Source organism: Mycobacterium parmense, from assembly GCF_010730575.1.
Taxonomy (GTDB): domain Bacteria; phylum Actinomycetota; class Actinomycetes; order Mycobacteriales; family Mycobacteriaceae; genus Mycobacterium; species Mycobacterium parmense.
The window spans coordinates 3,092,765-3,109,542 of record NZ_AP022614.1 but is presented as its reverse complement, the minus strand read 5'-3'; the positions used below and the strand labels follow the sequence as shown (position 1 = coordinate 3,109,542).

The 16,778-nt window shown below is 70.4% G+C and carries 16 protein-coding genes; 10 read left to right on the top strand and 6 right to left on the bottom strand.

Going from position 1 to position 16,778, the window contains the following annotated elements; all coding sequences use genetic code 11:
• Positions 1 to 53: 53 nt before the first annotated feature.
• The 3 genes from G6N48_RS14275 to G6N48_RS14265 form a co-directional block, all read right to left on the bottom strand.
• Positions 54 to 707 carry a Maf family protein gene (locus G6N48_RS14275; RefSeq protein WP_085270653.1) on the bottom strand — a complete coding sequence of 218 codons (654 nt, stop codon included), beginning with the start codon at positions 705 to 707 and terminating at the stop codon, positions 54 to 56.
• On the bottom strand, positions 704 to 949 hold the full coding sequence (locus G6N48_RS14270; protein WP_232066627.1) for an acyl-CoA carboxylase subunit epsilon: 246 nt from the start codon (positions 947 to 949) through the stop codon (positions 704 to 706). Before G6N48_RS14270 ends, G6N48_RS14275 begins: the two co-directional genes overlap by 4 nt.
• A 77-nt stretch (positions 950 to 1,026) precedes the next feature.
• Positions 1,027 to 2,676, bottom strand: coding sequence for an acyl-CoA carboxylase subunit beta (locus G6N48_RS14265; protein ID WP_085270655.1), 1,650 nt, complete (start codon positions 2,674 to 2,676; stop codon positions 1,027 to 1,029).
• Between the two features lie 73 nt (positions 2,677 to 2,749).
• On the opposite strand from G6N48_RS14265, the gene G6N48_RS14260 reads away from it, so the two are divergent.
• The 3 genes from G6N48_RS14260 to G6N48_RS14250 are packed head-to-tail and all read left to right on the top strand — an operon-like array spanning position 2,750 to position 5,689.
• Positions 2,750 to 4,297, top strand: a complete 1,548-nt coding sequence (locus tag G6N48_RS14260; protein ID WP_085270656.1) for an FAD-binding protein — start codon at positions 2,750 to 2,752, stop codon at positions 4,295 to 4,297.
• Between the two features lie 17 nt (positions 4,298 to 4,314).
• Entirely contained in the window at positions 4,315 to 5,133 is an 819-nt protein-coding gene (locus G6N48_RS14255) for a biotin--[acetyl-CoA-carboxylase] ligase (RefSeq protein WP_085270657.1), read from the top strand.
• Positions 5,134 to 5,170: 37 nt separating this feature from the next.
• Positions 5,171 to 5,689 carry a PH domain-containing protein gene (locus G6N48_RS14250; RefSeq protein WP_085270658.1) on the top strand — a complete coding sequence of 173 codons (519 nt, stop codon included), beginning with the start codon at positions 5,171 to 5,173 and terminating at the stop codon, positions 5,687 to 5,689.
• Here the strand turns inward: G6N48_RS14250 and G6N48_RS14245 are convergent.
• Entirely contained in the window at positions 5,644 to 6,312 is a 669-nt protein-coding gene (locus G6N48_RS14245; RefSeq protein ID WP_085270659.1) for a GtrA family protein, read from the bottom strand. The genes G6N48_RS14250 and G6N48_RS14245 overlap by 46 nt on opposite strands.
• A gap of 98 nt (positions 6,313 to 6,410) precedes the next feature.
• Here G6N48_RS14245 and G6N48_RS14240 point away from each other — a divergent pair, with 98 nt between their 5' ends.
• The 6 genes from G6N48_RS14240 to G6N48_RS14215 all read left to right on the top strand — a co-directional run bounded on the left by G6N48_RS14240 (position 6,411) and on the right by G6N48_RS14215 (position 12,896).
• Entirely contained in the window at positions 6,411 to 7,652 is a 1,242-nt protein-coding gene (locus tag G6N48_RS14240) for a 5-(carboxyamino)imidazole ribonucleotide synthase (protein WP_085270660.1), read from the top strand.
• Positions 7,653 to 7,700: 48 nt separating this feature from the next.
• A complete protein-coding gene (gene purE, locus G6N48_RS14235) occupies positions 7,701 to 8,213 on the top strand; it encodes a 5-(carboxyamino)imidazole ribonucleotide mutase (protein ID WP_139825906.1) in 513 nt (170 codons plus the stop codon).
• 72 nt (positions 8,214 to 8,285) lie between these two features.
• Complete coding sequence (locus G6N48_RS14230; protein WP_085270685.1) at positions 8,286 to 9,455, top strand: acyl-CoA dehydrogenase; 1,170 nt, start codon at positions 8,286 to 8,288, stop codon at positions 9,453 to 9,455.
• Between the two features lie 209 nt (positions 9,456 to 9,664).
• The gene (locus tag G6N48_RS14225; RefSeq protein WP_085270686.1) at positions 9,665 to 10,855 is read left to right on the top strand and encodes a PP2C family protein-serine/threonine phosphatase; all 1,191 of its coding nucleotides are present in this window, start codon (positions 9,665 to 9,667) and stop codon (positions 10,853 to 10,855) included.
• Positions 10,856 to 10,926: 71 nt separating this feature from the next.
• Complete coding sequence (locus tag G6N48_RS14220; RefSeq protein WP_085270687.1) at positions 10,927 to 12,456, top strand: sensor histidine kinase; 1,530 nt, start codon at positions 10,927 to 10,929, stop codon at positions 12,454 to 12,456.
• Entirely contained in the window at positions 12,453 to 12,896 is a 444-nt protein-coding gene (locus G6N48_RS14215) for a response regulator (RefSeq protein WP_085270661.1), read from the top strand. The genes G6N48_RS14220 and G6N48_RS14215 overlap by 4 nt, the downstream gene beginning before the upstream one ends.
• A gap of 6 nt (positions 12,897 to 12,902) precedes the next feature.
• Here the strand turns inward: G6N48_RS14215 and G6N48_RS14210 are convergent, their stop codons facing one another.
• Both G6N48_RS14210 and G6N48_RS14205 read right to left on the bottom strand, forming a co-directional pair.
• Positions 12,903 to 14,096, bottom strand: a complete 1,194-nt coding sequence (locus G6N48_RS14210; protein WP_085270662.1) for a CoA transferase — start codon at positions 14,094 to 14,096, stop codon at positions 12,903 to 12,905.
• A 25-nt stretch (positions 14,097 to 14,121) separates the two neighbouring features.
• Positions 14,122 to 15,036 (bottom strand): class I SAM-dependent methyltransferase, encoded by a 915-nt coding sequence (locus G6N48_RS14205; protein WP_085270663.1) that lies wholly within the window; start codon positions 15,034 to 15,036, stop codon positions 14,122 to 14,124.
• Between the two features lie 131 nt (positions 15,037 to 15,167).
• On the opposite strand from G6N48_RS14205, the gene G6N48_RS14200 reads away from it, so the two are divergent.
• Complete coding sequence (locus G6N48_RS14200; RefSeq protein ID WP_085270664.1) at positions 15,168 to 16,775, top strand: AMP-binding protein; 1,608 nt, start codon at positions 15,168 to 15,170, stop codon at positions 16,773 to 16,775.
• The last annotated feature ends 3 nt before the right edge of the window (positions 16,776 to 16,778 follow it).

Sequence of the window (16,778 nt, the reverse complement as noted above, 5' to 3'; positions counted from 1 at the left end):
TCGGCGGCAGCGTCCGGCACGGTGATCCCTCCCGGCCTGGCGGGCGCGGCGGATTACGTCTCGCGACCGGCGCCGGCGTTGGCCGCCCACAGCTCGGGCACCGACAGCCCGACCCGGCCCAGCAGCGAGCGCAGCAGCGGCAGGCTCACGCCGATGACGTTGGACGGGTCGCCCTCGATCCGCTCGACGAACCAACCGCCCAGCCCGTCGAGGGTGAACCCGCCCGCCACCCGCAGCGGCTCGCCGCGGGCGACGTAGGCCCGCAACTCCGCGTCCGTGGGCGACGCGAAATACACTGTGGTACAAGCAGATTCGACGACGCGGTGGCTGATCGCGCCGTCGTTGAGGCGCAACAGGCAATGCCCGGTGTGCAGCCGGCCGGCCCGCCCGCCCATGAGGCGCCACTGGGCTGTGGCCGCATCGGCGGATTCGGGCTTGCCGCACAGCCGGCCGTCGATGGACAGCATCGAGTCGCAGCCGATGACGGCGCAGTCGGACGAGACGGCGCCGTCGAGCCGCGCGGCCACCTGCTCGGCCTTGGCCACCGCCAGGGCGGCCACCACCTCGCCGGGCGGAGCGTCCGGACCGGCCGCCGCGATGACCGCGTCCTCGTCGACCCCGGAGACTTCGACCAGCGGATCGACACCGGCTTGGCGCAGCACCTTGAGCCGGCCCGCCGAGGCCGACCCCAGCACCAGCCGGGTCACTGCTGCATGTGCTGCATGTGCAGGCGTTGCTGCATCGTGAGTCGCTGGAAGTTGGACACCGCGTAACGCAGCCGATCCGCCGGGAGCCCCCAGCGGGTGCGCTCGGCCGGCGGCGGCTCGGGTGTGCGGCCGGCGCCGGCCAGGACGACGACCAGCGCGGCGATGTCCCGGTCGGTGGGCTTGCCGCTCAGGATCTGGATGTGCGGCTGGTGGGGCTGGTTCGCCTCGATCCCGTCGCTCACTGCGTTCGCCTCGTTCCCGTCGCTCACTGCGTTCGTCTCGTTCCCGTCGCTCACTGCGTTCGCTCCGCTCACTCGACTCACAGGGGAATGTTGCCGTGCTTCTTGGGGGGCAGGTGCGCCACCTTGCGCTCCAGCAGGCGCAGCGCCGTACCGATGTAGCCGCGTGTGTGCGACGGCGGGATCACCGCGTCGACGTAGCCGCGCTCGGCGGCGACGTACGGGTTGACCAGCGTGTCCTCGTATTCCTGCTGCAGCTGGAGCCGCAGCGTGTCGACGTCCTCGCCGTTGGCGGCGGCCTCCTTGAGCTGCTGCCGGTAGACGAACCCGACGGCGCCGGAGGCGCCCATCACGGCGATCTGCGCGGTCGGCCAGGCGATGTTGACGTCGCAGCCCATGTCCTTGGAACCCATGACGCAGTAGGCCCCCCCGTAGGCCTTGCGGGTGATGACGGTGATCTTCGGGACGGTGGCCTCGCCGTAGGCGAACAGCAGCTTGGCGCCGCGCCGGATGATGCCGTTGTACTCCTGGCCGGTGCCCGGCAAAAACCCGGGGACGTCGACCAGCATCACGATCGGGATGTTGAAGCAATCGCAGGTTCGCACGAACCGGGCTGCCTTCTCCGAGGCGTTGATGTCCAGGCAGCCGGCGAAGTGCGTCGGCTGGTTGGCCACGATGCCCACCGGCCGGCCGTCGATGCGGCCGAAGCCGACGACGATGTTCTGGGCGTAGCCGTTCTGGATCTCCAAAAACTCGTCCTCGTCGAGGATGCGGGTGATCACCTCGTGCATGTCGTAGGGCTGGTTGGGCGAGTCGGGGATCAGCGTGTCCAGCTCGATGTCCTCGGCGGTCAGATTGTCCTCGATCGCGCCCTCGGGCACGGGTTCGGCGAAGCGCGGCGCGTCGGTGAAGTTGTTGGGCGGCAGGTAGCCCAGCAGCTCGCGGACCCAGTCGAACGCGTCCTGCTCGCCCGACGCCACGTAGTGCGCGGTGCCCGACTTGGCCATGTGGGTGTGCGCCCCGCCGAGCTCCTCCATGGTGACGTCCTCGCCGGTGACGGTCTTGATGACGTCGGGCCCGGTGATGAACATCTGGCTGGTCTGGTCGACCATCACGACGAAGTCGGTCAGCGCGGGGGAGTAGACGTGCCCGCCGGCGGCCGCCCCCATGATCAGCGAGATCTGCGGGATGACGCCCGAGGCCACGATGTTGTTGCGGAAGATGCGGCTGTAGAGGCCCAGCGAGACGACGCCCTCCTGGATGCGGGCGCCCGCGCCGTCGTTGATGCCGATCAGCGGTCGGCCGGTTTTGATCGCCAGCTCCTGGACCTTGACGATCTTCTCGCCGTACACCTCGCCGAGGCTGCCGCCGAACACCGTGGCGTCCTGACTGAAGATGCAGACGTCGCGGCCGTCGATGGTGCCGTAGCCGGTGACCACTCCGTCGCCCAGCGGACGGTTGCTCTCCAGCCCGAAGTTCTTGCTGCGGTGCCGCGCCAGCGCGTCGAGCTCGACGAACGAATCCTCGTCCAGCAGCGCGTAAATGCGCTCGCGGGCGGTCAGCTTGCCCTTGGCGTGGACCTTCTCGACGGCCTCCTCGCCCACCGGATGCAGCGACTCCTCCCGTCGCTTGTGCAGCTCGGCCAGTTTGCCGGCGGTGGTGTGGATGTCGACGGTGTGCTCTGCAGCGGGCTCCGCGGAGTGGTCCGAGCGGTCGGTAACGCTTGTCATGGGAGTCGATGGTATCGGCAGGACCTCGCGACCTGTTGGAGGCCCTTAACAAGTCCTTAAGTAGTCTCCGCTCATGGTCGACTGGTCCGAGGAGCACGACGTGCTGGTCGCCGGGTCGGGCGGCGGCGGCGTCACCGGCGCCTACACCGCCGCGCGCGAGGGCCTCGACGTGCTCCTGGTCGAAGCGACCTCGAAATTCGGCGGCACCACCGCGTACTCCGGCGGGGGCGGCGTGTGGTTCCCCTGCAACCCGGTGCTGCTCAGGGCGGGCAGCGACGACACCATCGAGGATGCCCTCACCTACTACCACGCGGTCGTCGGCGACCGCACGCCCCGCGACCTGCAGGAGACGTTCGTCCGCGGCGGCGCGCCGCTCATCGAGTACCTCGAGGCCGACCCGAACCTCAAGTTCGTGCCGCTGCCCTGGCCCGACTACTACGGCAAGGCCCCGAAGGCGCGGCACGACGGGCAGCGCCACATCGCCGCCAAGCCGCTGAAGGTGGCGGCCGCGCCGGAGTTCCGCGAGGCCATCCGCGGTCCGCTGGCCACCGACCGCCTCGGCGCCGAACCGCCGGCCGACTACTACGTCGGGGGCCGCGCGCTGATCGCCCGGTTCCTCAAGGCCATCGGGCAGTACGCGACGGCGTCGTTGCGACGTGAGACCGCCCTGGTCGAGCTGGTGACGTCCGACGGGGCCGTGACGGGCGCCATCGTGGCGACCGGCGGCGAGCGCCGCGCGATCCGCGCCCGCCTGGGGGTGTTGCTGGCCGCCGGCGGCTTCGAGAGCAACGACGAGCTGCGGCGCCGCTACGGCGTACCGGGCGTCGCGCGAGACACCATGGGTGGCCCGGGCAGTCAGGGCCTGGCCCTGCAGGCCGGCATCGCCGCGGGGGGCGACACCGACCTGCTCGACCAGGCCTGGTGGTCGCCCGGGATGACCCATCCCGACGGCCGGTCCGCCTTCGCGCTGTGGTTCACCGGCGGCATCTTCGTCAACCAGGACGGCGACCGCTTCGTCAACGAGTCCCGGGCCTACGACCGCGCCGGCCGCGAGATCATCGCGCGGGTGCAAGACGGCTCGATGACGTTGCCGTACTGGATGATCTACGACGACAAGGAGGGCGAGGTGCCGCCGGTGCAGGCGGCCAACGTCCCCATCGTGGAGACCGCCAAGTACGTCGCGGCCGGGCTGTGGCACACGGCGGACACCCTCGAGGAACTGGCCGCCAAGATCGGCGTGCCGCCCGGGCGGCTGGCCGCCACGGTGGCCCGGTTCAACGGCTTTGCCGCCGCCGGCGTCGACGAGGACTTCGGCCGGGGCGACGAGGCGTTCGACCGCGCGTTCTCCGGGGGCGCGTCGCCCCTGGTGGCCATCGACCGCCCGCCCTATCACGCCGCCGCGTTCGGCCTGTCCGACCTCGGCACCAAGGGCGGCCTGCGCACCGACACCGCGGCGCGGGTGCTCGACGCGTCCGGTGATCCCATCCCCGGCCTGTACGCGGCGGGCAACACGATGGCCGCGCCGAGCGGCACCGCCTATCCCGGCGGGGGAAATCCCATCGGGACCAGCATGTTGTTCAGCCACCTGGCCGCCCTGGACATGCGGGACCGGCGCCGCTGAGTTCTACGCTGGATCCGGTGACAGACCACGAGCGGCTTCCGGCACCGTTGGACCGGGCCGCGCTGCGCGCGGAGCTGATCGGTACGGGGCTGGGCTGGCGCCGGCTCGACGTCGTCGAACAGACCGGCTCCACCAACGCCGACCTGCTGGCGCAGGCGGCGTCGGGAGCCGACGTCGCCGGGGCCGTGCTGATCGCCGAGCACCAGACCGCCGGGCGCGGACGGCACGGCCGGGGCTGGTCGTCGGGCCCGCGGACCCAGATCACTATGTCGGTCGCGGTGAGCGTCGTCGACGTGCCCACCGAGGGGTGGGGCTGGCTGTCGTTGGCCGCCGGCGTCGCGGTGGTCGACGCGGTCCATGCCGTCACCGGCGTCCGGACCGGACTCAAGTGGCCCAACGACGTGCTGGCCGGCCCGCACGACGCGCCGGGCAAGCTGGCGGGCATCCTGGCCGAGGTCGCGCGGCCGGTGGTGGTGATCGGCTTGGGGCTCAACGTGTTTGAGGCCCCGGAGGCGGTCGACGGGGCCACCAGACCCGTCTCGCTGGTCGATCTCGGCGTCGCGGTGCCCGACCGCGGCCGGCTGGTGTCCGGCCTGCTGACCGAGCTCGGCCGGCGGATCGTGGCGTGGCGCGCCGCACGCGGGGCGGACTGGGCGCTGGCGGCCGACTACCAGGCGCGCAGCCTGACCATCGGCTCCCGCGTGCGCGCCCACCTGCCCGGCGGCAGGCAAATAGTCGGGACCGCCTCGGGCATCGACGACCAGGGCAGGCTGTGTATCGACACCGAGCGCCGGACCGTGGTCGTCTCGGCCGGCGACGTGGTGCACCTGCGCTAGTGGGCGCGCACCCCTATCAGGGCTAATGTCTGTCAGCGTGAGCTACCCGGACAACGCCCTGGCCGCCGGCGAGCAGGTGGTCCTGCACCGTCACCCGCACTGGAAGGGGCTGATCTGGCCCGCGGTTGTGCTCATCCTGGCAACGGGGCTGGCGTCGTTCGCGTCCGGGTTTGTCAACTCGACGCACTTCGAACAGCTCGCCAAGAACGTCGTGCACGGCGTCATCTGGGGCATCTGGCTGGTCGCTGTCGGCTGGCTGACTCTGTGGCCCTTCGTGAGCTGGGTGACCACCCATTTCGTGGTCACCAACCGCCGGGTGATGTACCGGCACGGCGTGCTGACCCGCACCGGAATAGACATTCCGCTGGCTCGGATCAACAGCGTCGAATTCCGGGACCGCCTTTTCGAGCGGATGTTTCGCACCGGGACGTTGATCATCGAGTCGGCGTCACAGGATCCGTTGGAGTTCTACGACATTCCGCGCCTGCGCGATGTGCACGCGCTGCTATATCACGAAGTTTTCGACACCCTGGGCTCCGAGGAGTCACCCAGCTGATTGACGCGTCCGGCCCTGGTCGCCTTGTTGCGCCAGGAGCGCAGCAGCGTGACATTGCCGGTCTCGATCTCGTCCTCGAAGATCTCGGCGATGCCGCCGGCCGTCAGGGCCGACTCGATTGCCTTGTCGGGGTTGCGGGCGAACTCGTCGGGGAACACCCAGCGCCGGAACGCCCAGAACCGGAACGCCATCTGCAGCAGGTTGCCGATGATGTAGGCCGAGATGAAGTCGGCGATGTTCTCCACGGTCAGCGACACCATCGGCTCGCGCAGCTGCATGACGTAGCTGGAGAACCACAACGGTGCCATGCTCAGCAGGACCCCGACGCCGCTGAACGCGAAGAACAGCAACGCCTCGTGGTGACGTTCCCGGCCGCCGCGGTCGCGGAAACTCCACTCCCGGTTGAGCACGTAGGAGGCGATGACCGCGACGATTCCGGCGATGACCTTCGCCGTCACCGGCTTGGACTCGAGAATTGTCAGCTTGAGCGTGTAGAAAATTGCGGAGTCAATGATGAATGTGGTGCCGCCGACGATCGCGAATTTGATCAGCTCGTGGTGGCGCAGCAAATAGGGCTGAACGGCTCGGGGCATGCGCGCGATTGTGGCGTCGGCGAAGGACACAACACGTCAGTGTACGGATCGACGCAAAATCGACGCAAAATCGTACATAACGATTTCGCGTCGCCGCCGGTCAACACGCCGTGGGGCGTCGTGACACCATGATGGCCGTGTCGAGTCAACGCCCGCCCGGCCCCACTCCCGCCGTCGCCCCGAACCTCGCCCCCCGCGTCGCAATGGTCGGCGGCGGTCAGCTCGCCCGCATGACCCACCAGGCGGCGATCGCGCTGGGACAGACGCTGCGGGTGCTCGCCAACGCCGCCGACGAGTCGGCCGCTCAGGTCACCCCCGACGTGGTGATCGGTTCGCACACCGACCTCGAGGACCTGCGCCGGGTCGCCGCCGGCGCCGACGTGCTGACCTTCGACCACGAGCATGTCCCGGCCGAGCTGCTCGACAAGCTGGTCGCCGAGGGCGTCAACGTCGCACCGCCGCCGCAGGCGCTGGTGCACGCCCAGGACAAGCTGGTGATGCGGCGACGGCTCGAGGCGCTGGGCGCCGCGGTGCCCCGCTTCGCCGAGATCCGAAGCGTCGACGAACTCGACGGCTTCGCGCGGCGCATAGCCGGCCCGGTGGTCGTGAAAGCCATCCGCGGCGGTTACGACGGGCGCGGGGTGCGGATGGCGCGTGACCCGCTGCACGCCCGCGAGATCGCGACCGGCTTCCTCGCCGAGGGGATCCCGGTGATGGCCGAGGAACAGGTGCACCTGCGCCGCGAGCTGTCGGCGCTGGTGGCGCGGTCGCCGTTCGGGCAGGGCGCCGCCTGGCCGGTGGTCGAGACGGTGCAGCGCGACGGCATCTGCGTGCAGGTGGTCGCGCCGGCCCCCGGCCTGCCCGGCGACGTGGCGTCGGCCGCGCAACGGCTGGCGTTGCGGCTGGCGGACGAGCTCGGGGTGGTGGGGGTGCTGGCGGTCGAGCTGTTCGAGAACACCGAGGGCGACTTGCTGGTCAACGAGCTGGCGATGCGGCCGCACAACTCCGGGCACTGGACCATGGACGGCTCGCGCACCAGCCAGTTCGAACAGCACCTGCGCGCGGTGCTCGACTACCCGCTGGGCGACACGGCCGCCCTCGCCCCGGTGACCGTGATGGCCAACGTGCTCGGGGCGCCGCATGAGCCCGCGATGCCCACCGACGAGCGGCTGCACCACCTGTTCGCCCGGATGCCCGACGCGCGGGTCCACCTTTACGGCAAGGCCGAACGACCCGGCCGCAAGGTCGGGCACGTGAACTTTCTCGGTGCGGACCCCGACGGGCTGGCGGCGCTTCGGAAACGGGCCGAGCTGGCGGCACACTGGTTGTCGCACGCGCAGTGGATGGACGGATGGGACCCACATGGCTGAACCGCGCCGGCGACGATGCAGAACGAAGCGATGAGGAGGAGCGGCGCAATGACTGAGGCCCGGGTCGGGGTGATCATGGGCAGCGACAGCGACTGGTCGGTGATGTCCGACGCCGCCGTCGCGCTGGCCGAGTTCGGCGTGCCGGCCGAGGCCCGGGTGGTCTCGGCGCACCGCACCCCCGAGGTGATGTTCGACTACGCGCGGACCGCAGCGGACCGCGGCATCGAGGTGATCATCGCCGGCGCGGGCGGCGCGGCGCACCTGCCCGGGATGGTCGCCGCGGCCACACCGCTGCCGGTGATCGGCGTCCCGGTTCCGCTGGCCCGGCTGGACGGCCTGGATTCGCTGCTGTCGATCGTGCAGATGCCCGCCGGTGTCCCGGTCGCGACGGTGTCGATCGGCGGCGGACGCAACGCCGGCCTGCTGGCGGTGCGCATCCTGGGTGCGTCCGATCCGGCGCTGCGGGCCCGCATCGCCGCGTTCCAGGGGGAGCTGGCCGACAGCGTGCGGGCCAAGGATGCGGCGCTACAAGAACTTCACGGTAAAGTTACCGGCCAGTAGCCCGGTAACGGTGGGGGGCCGGCAGCGGGCGGAGGAGCCGGATCGTCCGGCGGAGTGCACGAGGAGGCCGAGATGGCTGGTTGGGCCGGAAACCCCACATTTGATTTGTTCCAGTTGCCCGAGGAGCACCAGGAGCTGCGGGCCGCGATCCGCGCGCTGGCGGAGAAGGAGATCGCTCCGCACGCCGCCGATGTCGACGAGAACTCTCGGTTCCCGCAGGAGGCGTTGGACGCGCTGGTCGCGTCGGGCTTCAATGCTGTACACGTGCCCGAGGAATACGGCGGGCAGGGCGCGGATTCGGTGGCGGCGTGCATCGTGATCGAGGAGGTCGCCCGCGTCGACGCGTCGGCGTCGCTGATCCCGGCGGTGAACAAACTGGGCACCATGGGGCTGATCCTGCGCGGCTCCGAGGAGCTGAAGAAGCAGGTGCTGCCCTCCATCGCCGACGGCTCGGCGATGGCGTCGTATGCGCTGAGCGAGCGTGAGGCCGGCAGCGATGCGGCCTCGATGCGTACGCGCGCCAAGGCCGACGGGGACGACTGGATCCTCAACGGCTCCAAATGCTGGATCACCAATGGTGGCAAGTCGTCCTGGTACACCGTGATGGCGGTCACCGATCCGGACAAGGGCGCCAACGGCATCTCGTCGTTCATGGTGCACCTCGACGACGAGGGCTTCACCATCGGTCCCAAGGAGCGCAAGCTCGGAATCAAGGGCTCGCCGACCACCGAGCTGTACTTCGAGAACTGCCGCATCCCCGGCGACCGGATCGTCGGCGAGCCGGGCACGGGCTTCAAGACCGCGCTGGCCACCCTGGATCACACCCGGCCCACGATCGGCGCCCAGGCGGTGGGCATCGCGCAGGGCGCGGTGGACGCCGCCATCGCCTACACCCGGGACCGCAAGCAGTTCGGCCGCCCCATCAGCGACAACCAAGGTGTGCAGTTCATGCTCGCCGACATGGCGATGAAGCTCGAGTCCGCCCGGCTGATGGTCTACCACGCCGCAGCGCGTGCGGAGCGGGGTGAATCCCACCTCGGCTTCATCTCCGCGGCCTCGAAGTGCTGGGCCTCCGATGTCGCGATGGAGGTGACCACGGACGCCGTCCAGCTGTTCGGCGGCGCGGGCTATACCGTCGACTTCCCCGTGGAGCGGATGATGCGCGACGCCAAGATCACGCAGATCTACGAGGGCACCAACCAGATCCAGCGCGTGGTGATGTCGCGGGCGCTGCTGCGCTGACTCCGTCGGCCCGTCCTCTCAGGAAACCACAGCCGCAGCGCATAAGATTTGCCACGGCGGCCATTCGGGGTGGTGAGGCCACACGTACAGTCAGCGTCGGCGCACCGGTCGGTCGGGGCGTCACCGAGGAGCAAGGGTCTGACCGCGGCCAGGGGGTTCACAGTGAACAACGTGAAATCCCGCGCCGGCTCGTGGATGACCCGGAATTGATGCCCGTGCGCGCTCCGGTCACCCCGGCCGCCAACTGGCGGTCGCTGTCGCTGCTGCTCGTCGAAGACGACCGCGCCGACGCGGTGCTGGTGGAGGACCTGATCGCCGACGCGGTCGCCGACATCAGGGTGGTGTGGGCGCAGTCGATGGCGCACGCCGAGCGCGAGCTGGCGTCCGCACGTCCCGACTGCGTGCTGCTGGACCTGCACCTGCCCGACGCCAACGGGATCGACGCGCTCGACCGCATCGCCAAGCGCGACGCCACGGTGCCGATCGTGGTGCTCACCGGTCTGAACGACGAGTACTTCGGGGCGTCCGCCGTCGCGGCCGGCGCCCAGGACTACCTGGTCAAGGGGCGCGTCGAACCCGAGATGCTGCGGCGCGCGCTGCTGTATGCGATCGAGCGCAAACGCGCCGAGCTGATCGCCGCCGACCTGCACGCCAGCCAGCTGCGGGCCCGGGAGAACGCGCTGCTGGAACGCGGCCTGCTGCCGTCGCCGCTGCTGCTGGACTCCCCGGGCGTCGAGATCGTCGCGCGGTACCGGCCCAGCCGCGAGGACGCGCTGTTGTGCGGCGACTTCTACGACGTCGTCCAGACGGCCGACCGCATCGTCCACGTCCTGATCGGGGACGTGGCGGGCCACGGGCCGCACGAGGCGGCGCTGGGCGCGGCCCTGCGGATCGCGTTCCGCGCCCTCACGCTCGCGGGCGTCCGCGGCGTGGAGCTGATGCGGCAGCTCGAGCGCGTCCTGCACTCGGAACGCAGCGACACCGCGGTGTTCGCGACGGTGCTCGGCCTCGAGATCCCGCCGCACGATTGCCCGATCACCGCAATCCGCGCCGGCCACCCGGGGATGTTGCTGCAGGGCGGCCAAACCGTCGAGTGGATCGAGCCGCCGGGCGGCCCGGCCCTGGGCCTGCGCGCTGACGACTGGCCGCTGTACGAGCTGCACCTGCCGGTGGGCTACGGCCTGCTGCTGCTGACCGACGGGCTTTTCGAAGGGTATTCGGGGGAGGGCAACCGCCGCCTCGGCGAGGACGGCCTGCTGGCGCTGGCGCGGTCGCGCGCGCACCTGGCCGGACCGGCGTTCGTCGACGCCCTCATCGACGGAGCCCAGGAGCTCGCCCAGCCGCGCGGTGGGCTCACCGACGACATCGCCGTGCTGCGCGTCGAGCGGACCACCGCGTGACCCCGCTGTCGCGGCGCCTGCGCCTGTCGCAGTTGACCGTGCGCGGATGGCAGGCCGTGGTGTTGTTCAGCATGGGCGCGATGGTGCTCGCCGGGGCGCTGATCGGCGCGACGTTGCTGCATCGAACCGACGACATGTCGCGTGAGCTGATCGACAACATCCAGCCGGCGCGGGTGGCGGCGAGCCAGCTGCAGGCGGCCCTGCGCGACCAGGAAACGGGCGTGCGCGGCTACCTGATCGCCACCGACCGCCAATTCCTGACGCCCTACTACGACGGTGAGCAGGCCGAGCAGGCGGCCGCCGCCGAGATCCGCCGCCGCGTCGCCCAGCGCCCGGATTTGATCGCCGACCTGGATGCGATCGAGCGGGCCGCCGACCACTGGCGGACCAGCTACGCCGAACCGATCATCGCCAGCGTGAACCCGAACGCGCGCAACGTCATCACCGGCAACGCGGCCGAGCGCGGGAAGGCGGAATTCGACCACCTGCGCGCGCTGTTCGACCGGCAGAACGTCAACCTGGCGGCCGCGTGGACGAGCTCGGCCGACGCCCTCAAACACACCGACGCCTGGCGCGACCGGGTGCTGTTCGCGATGGTGCTGGTCTTCTTCGTCACGGCCGGGGTCCTCGGTTTCCTGGTGCGCGACACCGTGGCCCGGCCGCTCGCGGCCCTGGCCGCGGCGTGCCGGCGGATCACCGAAGGCAATTTCGACGACGTCATCGTCGCGCCGAGGCGGCCGAAGGACGTCCGCGACATGGCCCTGGACGTCGAGAACATGCGCAAGCGGATCGTCGACGAGCTGGCGGTCTCACGTTCGGCGCAGGCGCAGCTCGACGAGCAGGCCGTCGAATTGCGCCGCTCGAACACCGAACTCGAGCAGTTCGCCTACGTTGCGTCGCACGACCTGCAGGAACCGCTGCGCAAGGTCGCCTCGTTCTGCCAGCTGCTGGAGAAGCGTTACGGTGACAAGCTCGACGAACGCGGCGTCGAGTACATCGGCTACGCGGTGGACGGGGCCAAGCGCATGCAGGTGCTCATCAACGACCTGCTGACGTTCTCCCGCGTCGGCCGGCTGAACACCTCGGCGACCGAGGTGGACCTCGACCGGGCCCTAGACGCGGGGCTGGCCAACCTGGCCGCCGCTATCGAGGAGTCGCGCGCCGAGGTCGCGCGGCCCGACGGGCTGCCGCAGATCGTCGGCGACCCGACGCTGCTGACCATGTTGTGGCAGAACCTGATTGGCAACGCGGTGAAATTCCGGCACGCGGACCGCGCGCCGCGCGTCGTCATCACCTGCGACCAGGGCAGCGGCGACCGCGCGGGCGAATGGCTGCTCAGCGTGTCGGACAACGGCATCGGCATCCCGGCCGAGTTCGCCGACAAGGTGTTCGTCATCTTTCAGCGGCTGCACGGCCGCGACGTGTACAGCGGAACCGGTGTCGGTCTTGCGCTGGTCAAGAAGATCGTCGAGCACCACGGCGGGACCGTGTGGATCGACACGTCCTACACCGAGGGGACCCGGTTCTGGTTCACCCTCCCGATTGCTGCGCCCGCCTCCGAGGGCGCGGAAAATCCCGTCGCTTTGGAAGGAGTGCAATGACGTCGTCCGCCGAGAGGGCCATCGACATCCTGCTGATCGAAGACGACCCGGGCGACGAGCTCATCACCCGGGAAGCGTTCGAACACAACAAGCTCAAGAACCGGCTGCACGTCGCGCACGACGGCGAGGAGGGTCTTGACTACCTGTACAAGCGCGGCCGGTTCGCCGACTCGCCGCGGCCCGACCTCATCCTGCTGGACCTGAACCTGCCCAAATACGACGGCCGTCAGCTGCTGGAGAAGATCAAGTCCGACCCGGACCTGGCGCGCATCCCGGTGGTCGTGCTCACCACCTCCTCGGCCGAGGAGGACATCCTGCGCAGCTACAAGCTGCACGCCAACGCCTACGTCACCAAGCCGGTGGACCTCGACCAGTTCATGAAGGCGGTGCGCCAGATCGACGAGTTCTTCGTCCAGGTGGTGCGGCTGCCCAGCCTCTGAGCGCGCTCAGGGCGCGGGCTGCGGCGCGGCCAGGAACGCGTCGTTGTGCTGACCGGGGGCGGGCGGGGGATCGGTGGCCACCGCGTCGAAGCTCGAGTAGCGCGCCGGGGTGCGAACCACCGTGACGGCGTCTTCGCCGCTGCCGACGCGCAGGGCCAGCTCGTTCTCGGCGAACAGCGGGGTGTTGACCACCTGCTTCCAGGTGTTGGCCAGGCAGGCCATCAGCCCGCCTTCCTGCAACAACTCCACCCACTCGGCGGCGGTCTTGGCGGCCAGCGCCGACTCGAGCTCCTCGGTCAGTTCCGGATAGTTCAGGGCGCGCGAACGCTGGCTGGCGAACCGCTCGTCGTCGCGCAGGTCGGGCCGGCCGATGATCTCGCACAGTTTGGCCCAGTGCTTGGGCACGTAGGCGCTGATCACCAGGTAGCCGTCGGCCGCCTTGAACGCGTCCGACGGCTGGGTGGCGAACCCGACTCCCTTGCGCTTCTTGGGCTTTGGCGCCGAATCCGGTTCGGCCGGCTCGCTCGGCTTGTTCAGGTGGACGGTGAGCTGGCCGGCCTGCAGGCCCACCGCGACGTCGTACATCGCGACCCGGACGACGTCGGTCACCCCGTGGCGCTCGCGGTTGAGCAGCGCGGCCAGCACCGCCTGGGCCAGCACGTGGCCGCTGGCGGCGTCGACGAGCTGAAACGGGATGATCTGCGGTTTGCCGGTGGGGGTGGGCATCCCGGTGGTCATGCCGGCCTCCGCCGCGACCATCAGGTCGACGCCCGGCCTGCTGCCGTGTGGGCCGTTGCCGCCGTAGGCCGACAGCCGCGCGTAGATCAGCCTGGGATTGCGCGCCCGCAGGTCGTCGGGACCCAGGCCCATGCGTTCCATCACCCCGGGGCGGAAGCCCTCCAGCACGACGTCGGCGGTGTCGACCAGCCGCATGATCTGGTGTTTGGTGTCGTCGTCGGTCAGGTCCGCGAGCACCGACTTCTTGCCGCGGTTGTGCGGCAGGAACAGCGTGGCCAGCGGCGGGCGGCCGGGCAGCACCGCGGTGATGTGCCGGGCGGCCTCACCGCCGGGCGCCTCGACCTTGATGACCTCGGCCCCGAGATCGGCCAGCACCTGCCCCGCCAGCGGTCCGGCGATGTTCTGGGTGAAGTCGAGCACCCGGAATCCGTCGAGCGGTCTGGGGGCCGTGCTGTCTGCCATGCGGCGCCTTTCTCTTGCCGGCTGATCAGCCGGCCCGGTCCAGCACCGCGGTGCAGTAGTAGTTCTGGGCAAACGGCGCCCCGGGTTCCGTGCTTTGCAAAGGTAACCCGCTGTCGGCCAACAACTGGTTCAGGGGTGTCTTAACGGGGCGCCAGCCGCGCCGCTCCAGATGGGTGGCCGCGTCGTTGCGCTCCCCGGGGAAGCCGAGGTCGCCGAGGGCGATGTCCAGGCCGTTCTCCCGCCATTTCTCGCTCGCGGCGTTCAGGGCGTCCCCGTTGGTGCCGGAGTTCATGAAGACCTCGGCCACCAGCCGGCTGGCGTTCGCGCTGAGCGCGCTGATGTCGTCGAGCAGCCGGTCCTGTGCCTCCGGCGGCAGGAAACCGAGCAGGCCCTCGGCCGCCCAGGCGGTGGGCTGTGCGGTGTCGAACCCGGCCTCCCGCAGCGCCGACGGCCAGTCGTGCCGCAGGTCGATCGGGACGGCCCGCACCTCGGCGGTGGGCTGCGCGCCCAGCTTCGCGATGGTGGCGGTCTTGAATTCGATGACCTCCGGCTGGTCGATTTCGTAGACCGTGGTGCCCGCCGCCCAGGGCAGCCGGTAGGCGCGCGCGTCCAGGCCCGAGGCCAGGATGACGACCTGGCGGATGCCGGCGTTGCCCGCCTCGGCGAAGAACGCGTCGATGTAGCGCGTGCGCGCGGCCAGCATGTCGGTCATGCGCTGCATGCCCCACGGCGCGCCCGGCTCGTCGACCTCGTCGGAGCTCAGTTCGCCGGCGGCCCACCGCGTCATGAAGTCGACGCCCACGGCGCGCACCAGCGGCTCGGCGAACGGGTCGTCGATCAGTGCGTCCCGGGTGGCCCGGGCCCGTCCGGCGGCCACCATGGTGGCGGTGGCCCCCACGCTCGTGGCCAGATCCCAGCTGTCGTTGTCGGTGCGCGCCATGCGAAAAGTCCTTCCAGTCGACTCGTTAGTCACAATAATGACTTTCGCGACGGGGCGCCGATGACCAAAGGCCCCGCAGGTGAGGGCGTTGCGCCCTTACCCGCCGCGGCGTCGTTCGACAGCATCGGCGTGTGCGGACCTGGGTGAGGCGTGCGGCGTTGGAGGTCTGGTCGTTGCTGCTGTACGCGCGGTCCGGGGGGCTGCGCTGGATCCCGCCGGGCCGGGCGGTGGCGGTGCTGCGCGCACTCGACCGCTACGGCCTGCTGGGGGCGGCGACGGTGATCACCGCCGCACGCGACCGCGACGGGCTGGCGCTGATCGACGAGCGCGGGCCGCTGAGCTTCGGCGAACTCGACGACCGCACCAACGCGCTTGCCCACCAGTGGCGCCGCCGCGGCCTCGGCCCGGGCGCCGGCGTCGGGATCCTGGCCGGTAACCACCGGGGCTTTGTGGAGTCGGTGTTCGCCGCCGGGAAATGCGGGGCGAGCGTCCTGCTGCTCAACACCGGATTCGGCGGCGCGCAGCTCGCCGAGATGGTGGCCCGCGAGGGCGTCGACATGCTGGTCTACGACGACGAGTACGCCGCCGTCGTCGCCGACGTTCGCCCGAGGCTGGGGCGGTTCCGGGCCTGGGCGGACGACCCCGGCCCCGACACCCTCGACGCGCTGATCGACGACGGTGACCCGCGTCCGCCGCCCGCGTCCGGGGGCCGGCCCAAGATCGTCATCCTGACCAGTGGGACGACCGGGGTGCCCAAGGGCGCCGCGCGCTCGGAGCCCTACTCGCTGATACCGGTCGGCGGCCTGCTCGGCAAGGTGCCGTTCCGCGGGCGGGAAGTCACCGCATGCTGTGTGCCGCTGTTTCATTCGCTGGGCTTCAGCCACGCCATGTACGCGATGGTGCTCGGCTCGACCCTGGTGCTGCGACGCCACTTCGACCCGCGGCAGGCCCTGGCGGGCGTGGCCGCGCACCGGGCCAGCGCGATGATCGTCGTGCCGATCATGTTGCGGCGCATCCTCGATCTCGGGCCGCAGGCCCTCGCCGAGCACGACCTGTCGTCGCTGCGCATCGTGTTCGTGGGCGGCTCCCAGCTGGGCGCCGCGCTGGCCACCCGCGCGATGCGTGCGCTGGGGCCGGTGGTCTACAACATGTACGGGTCCACCGAGGTCGCCTACGCCACCATCGCCACCCCCGCCGACCTGGCGGCCGAGCCGGGGTGCGTGGGCGCGGTGGTGCCCGGCTCGGTGGTCAAGGTTTTCACCGACGACCGGCACGAGGCCCCGCCGGGCACGCCGGGGCGCATCTTCGTGGGCAACGTGCTGGCCTTCGAGGGCTACACCGGCGGCGGCACCAAGGAGTCGATCATGGGGCTGATGTCCACCGGCGACGTCGGCCACTTCGACCGGCACGGCCGGCTGTTCATCGACGGCCGCGACGACGACATGATCGTCTCCGGTGGGGAGAACGTCTACCCGGGAGAGGTCGAGGAGGCGCTGGCGCATCACCCCGGCCTCGCCGACGCCGCCGTGGTGGGGGTCGACGACGAGGAGTTCGGTCAGCGGCTGCGCGCCTATGTCGTGGCGCGCCCGGACGCGGCGCCCACCGAGCAGGAGATCAAGGAATTCGTGCGAAACCGGTTGGCGCGGTTCAAGGTTCCGCGCGACGTCGTGTTCCTCGACGAGCTGCCCCGCAACGCGGGCGGCAAGGTGCTCAAGCGGGTGCTGAACAGCCGGGTATGACAC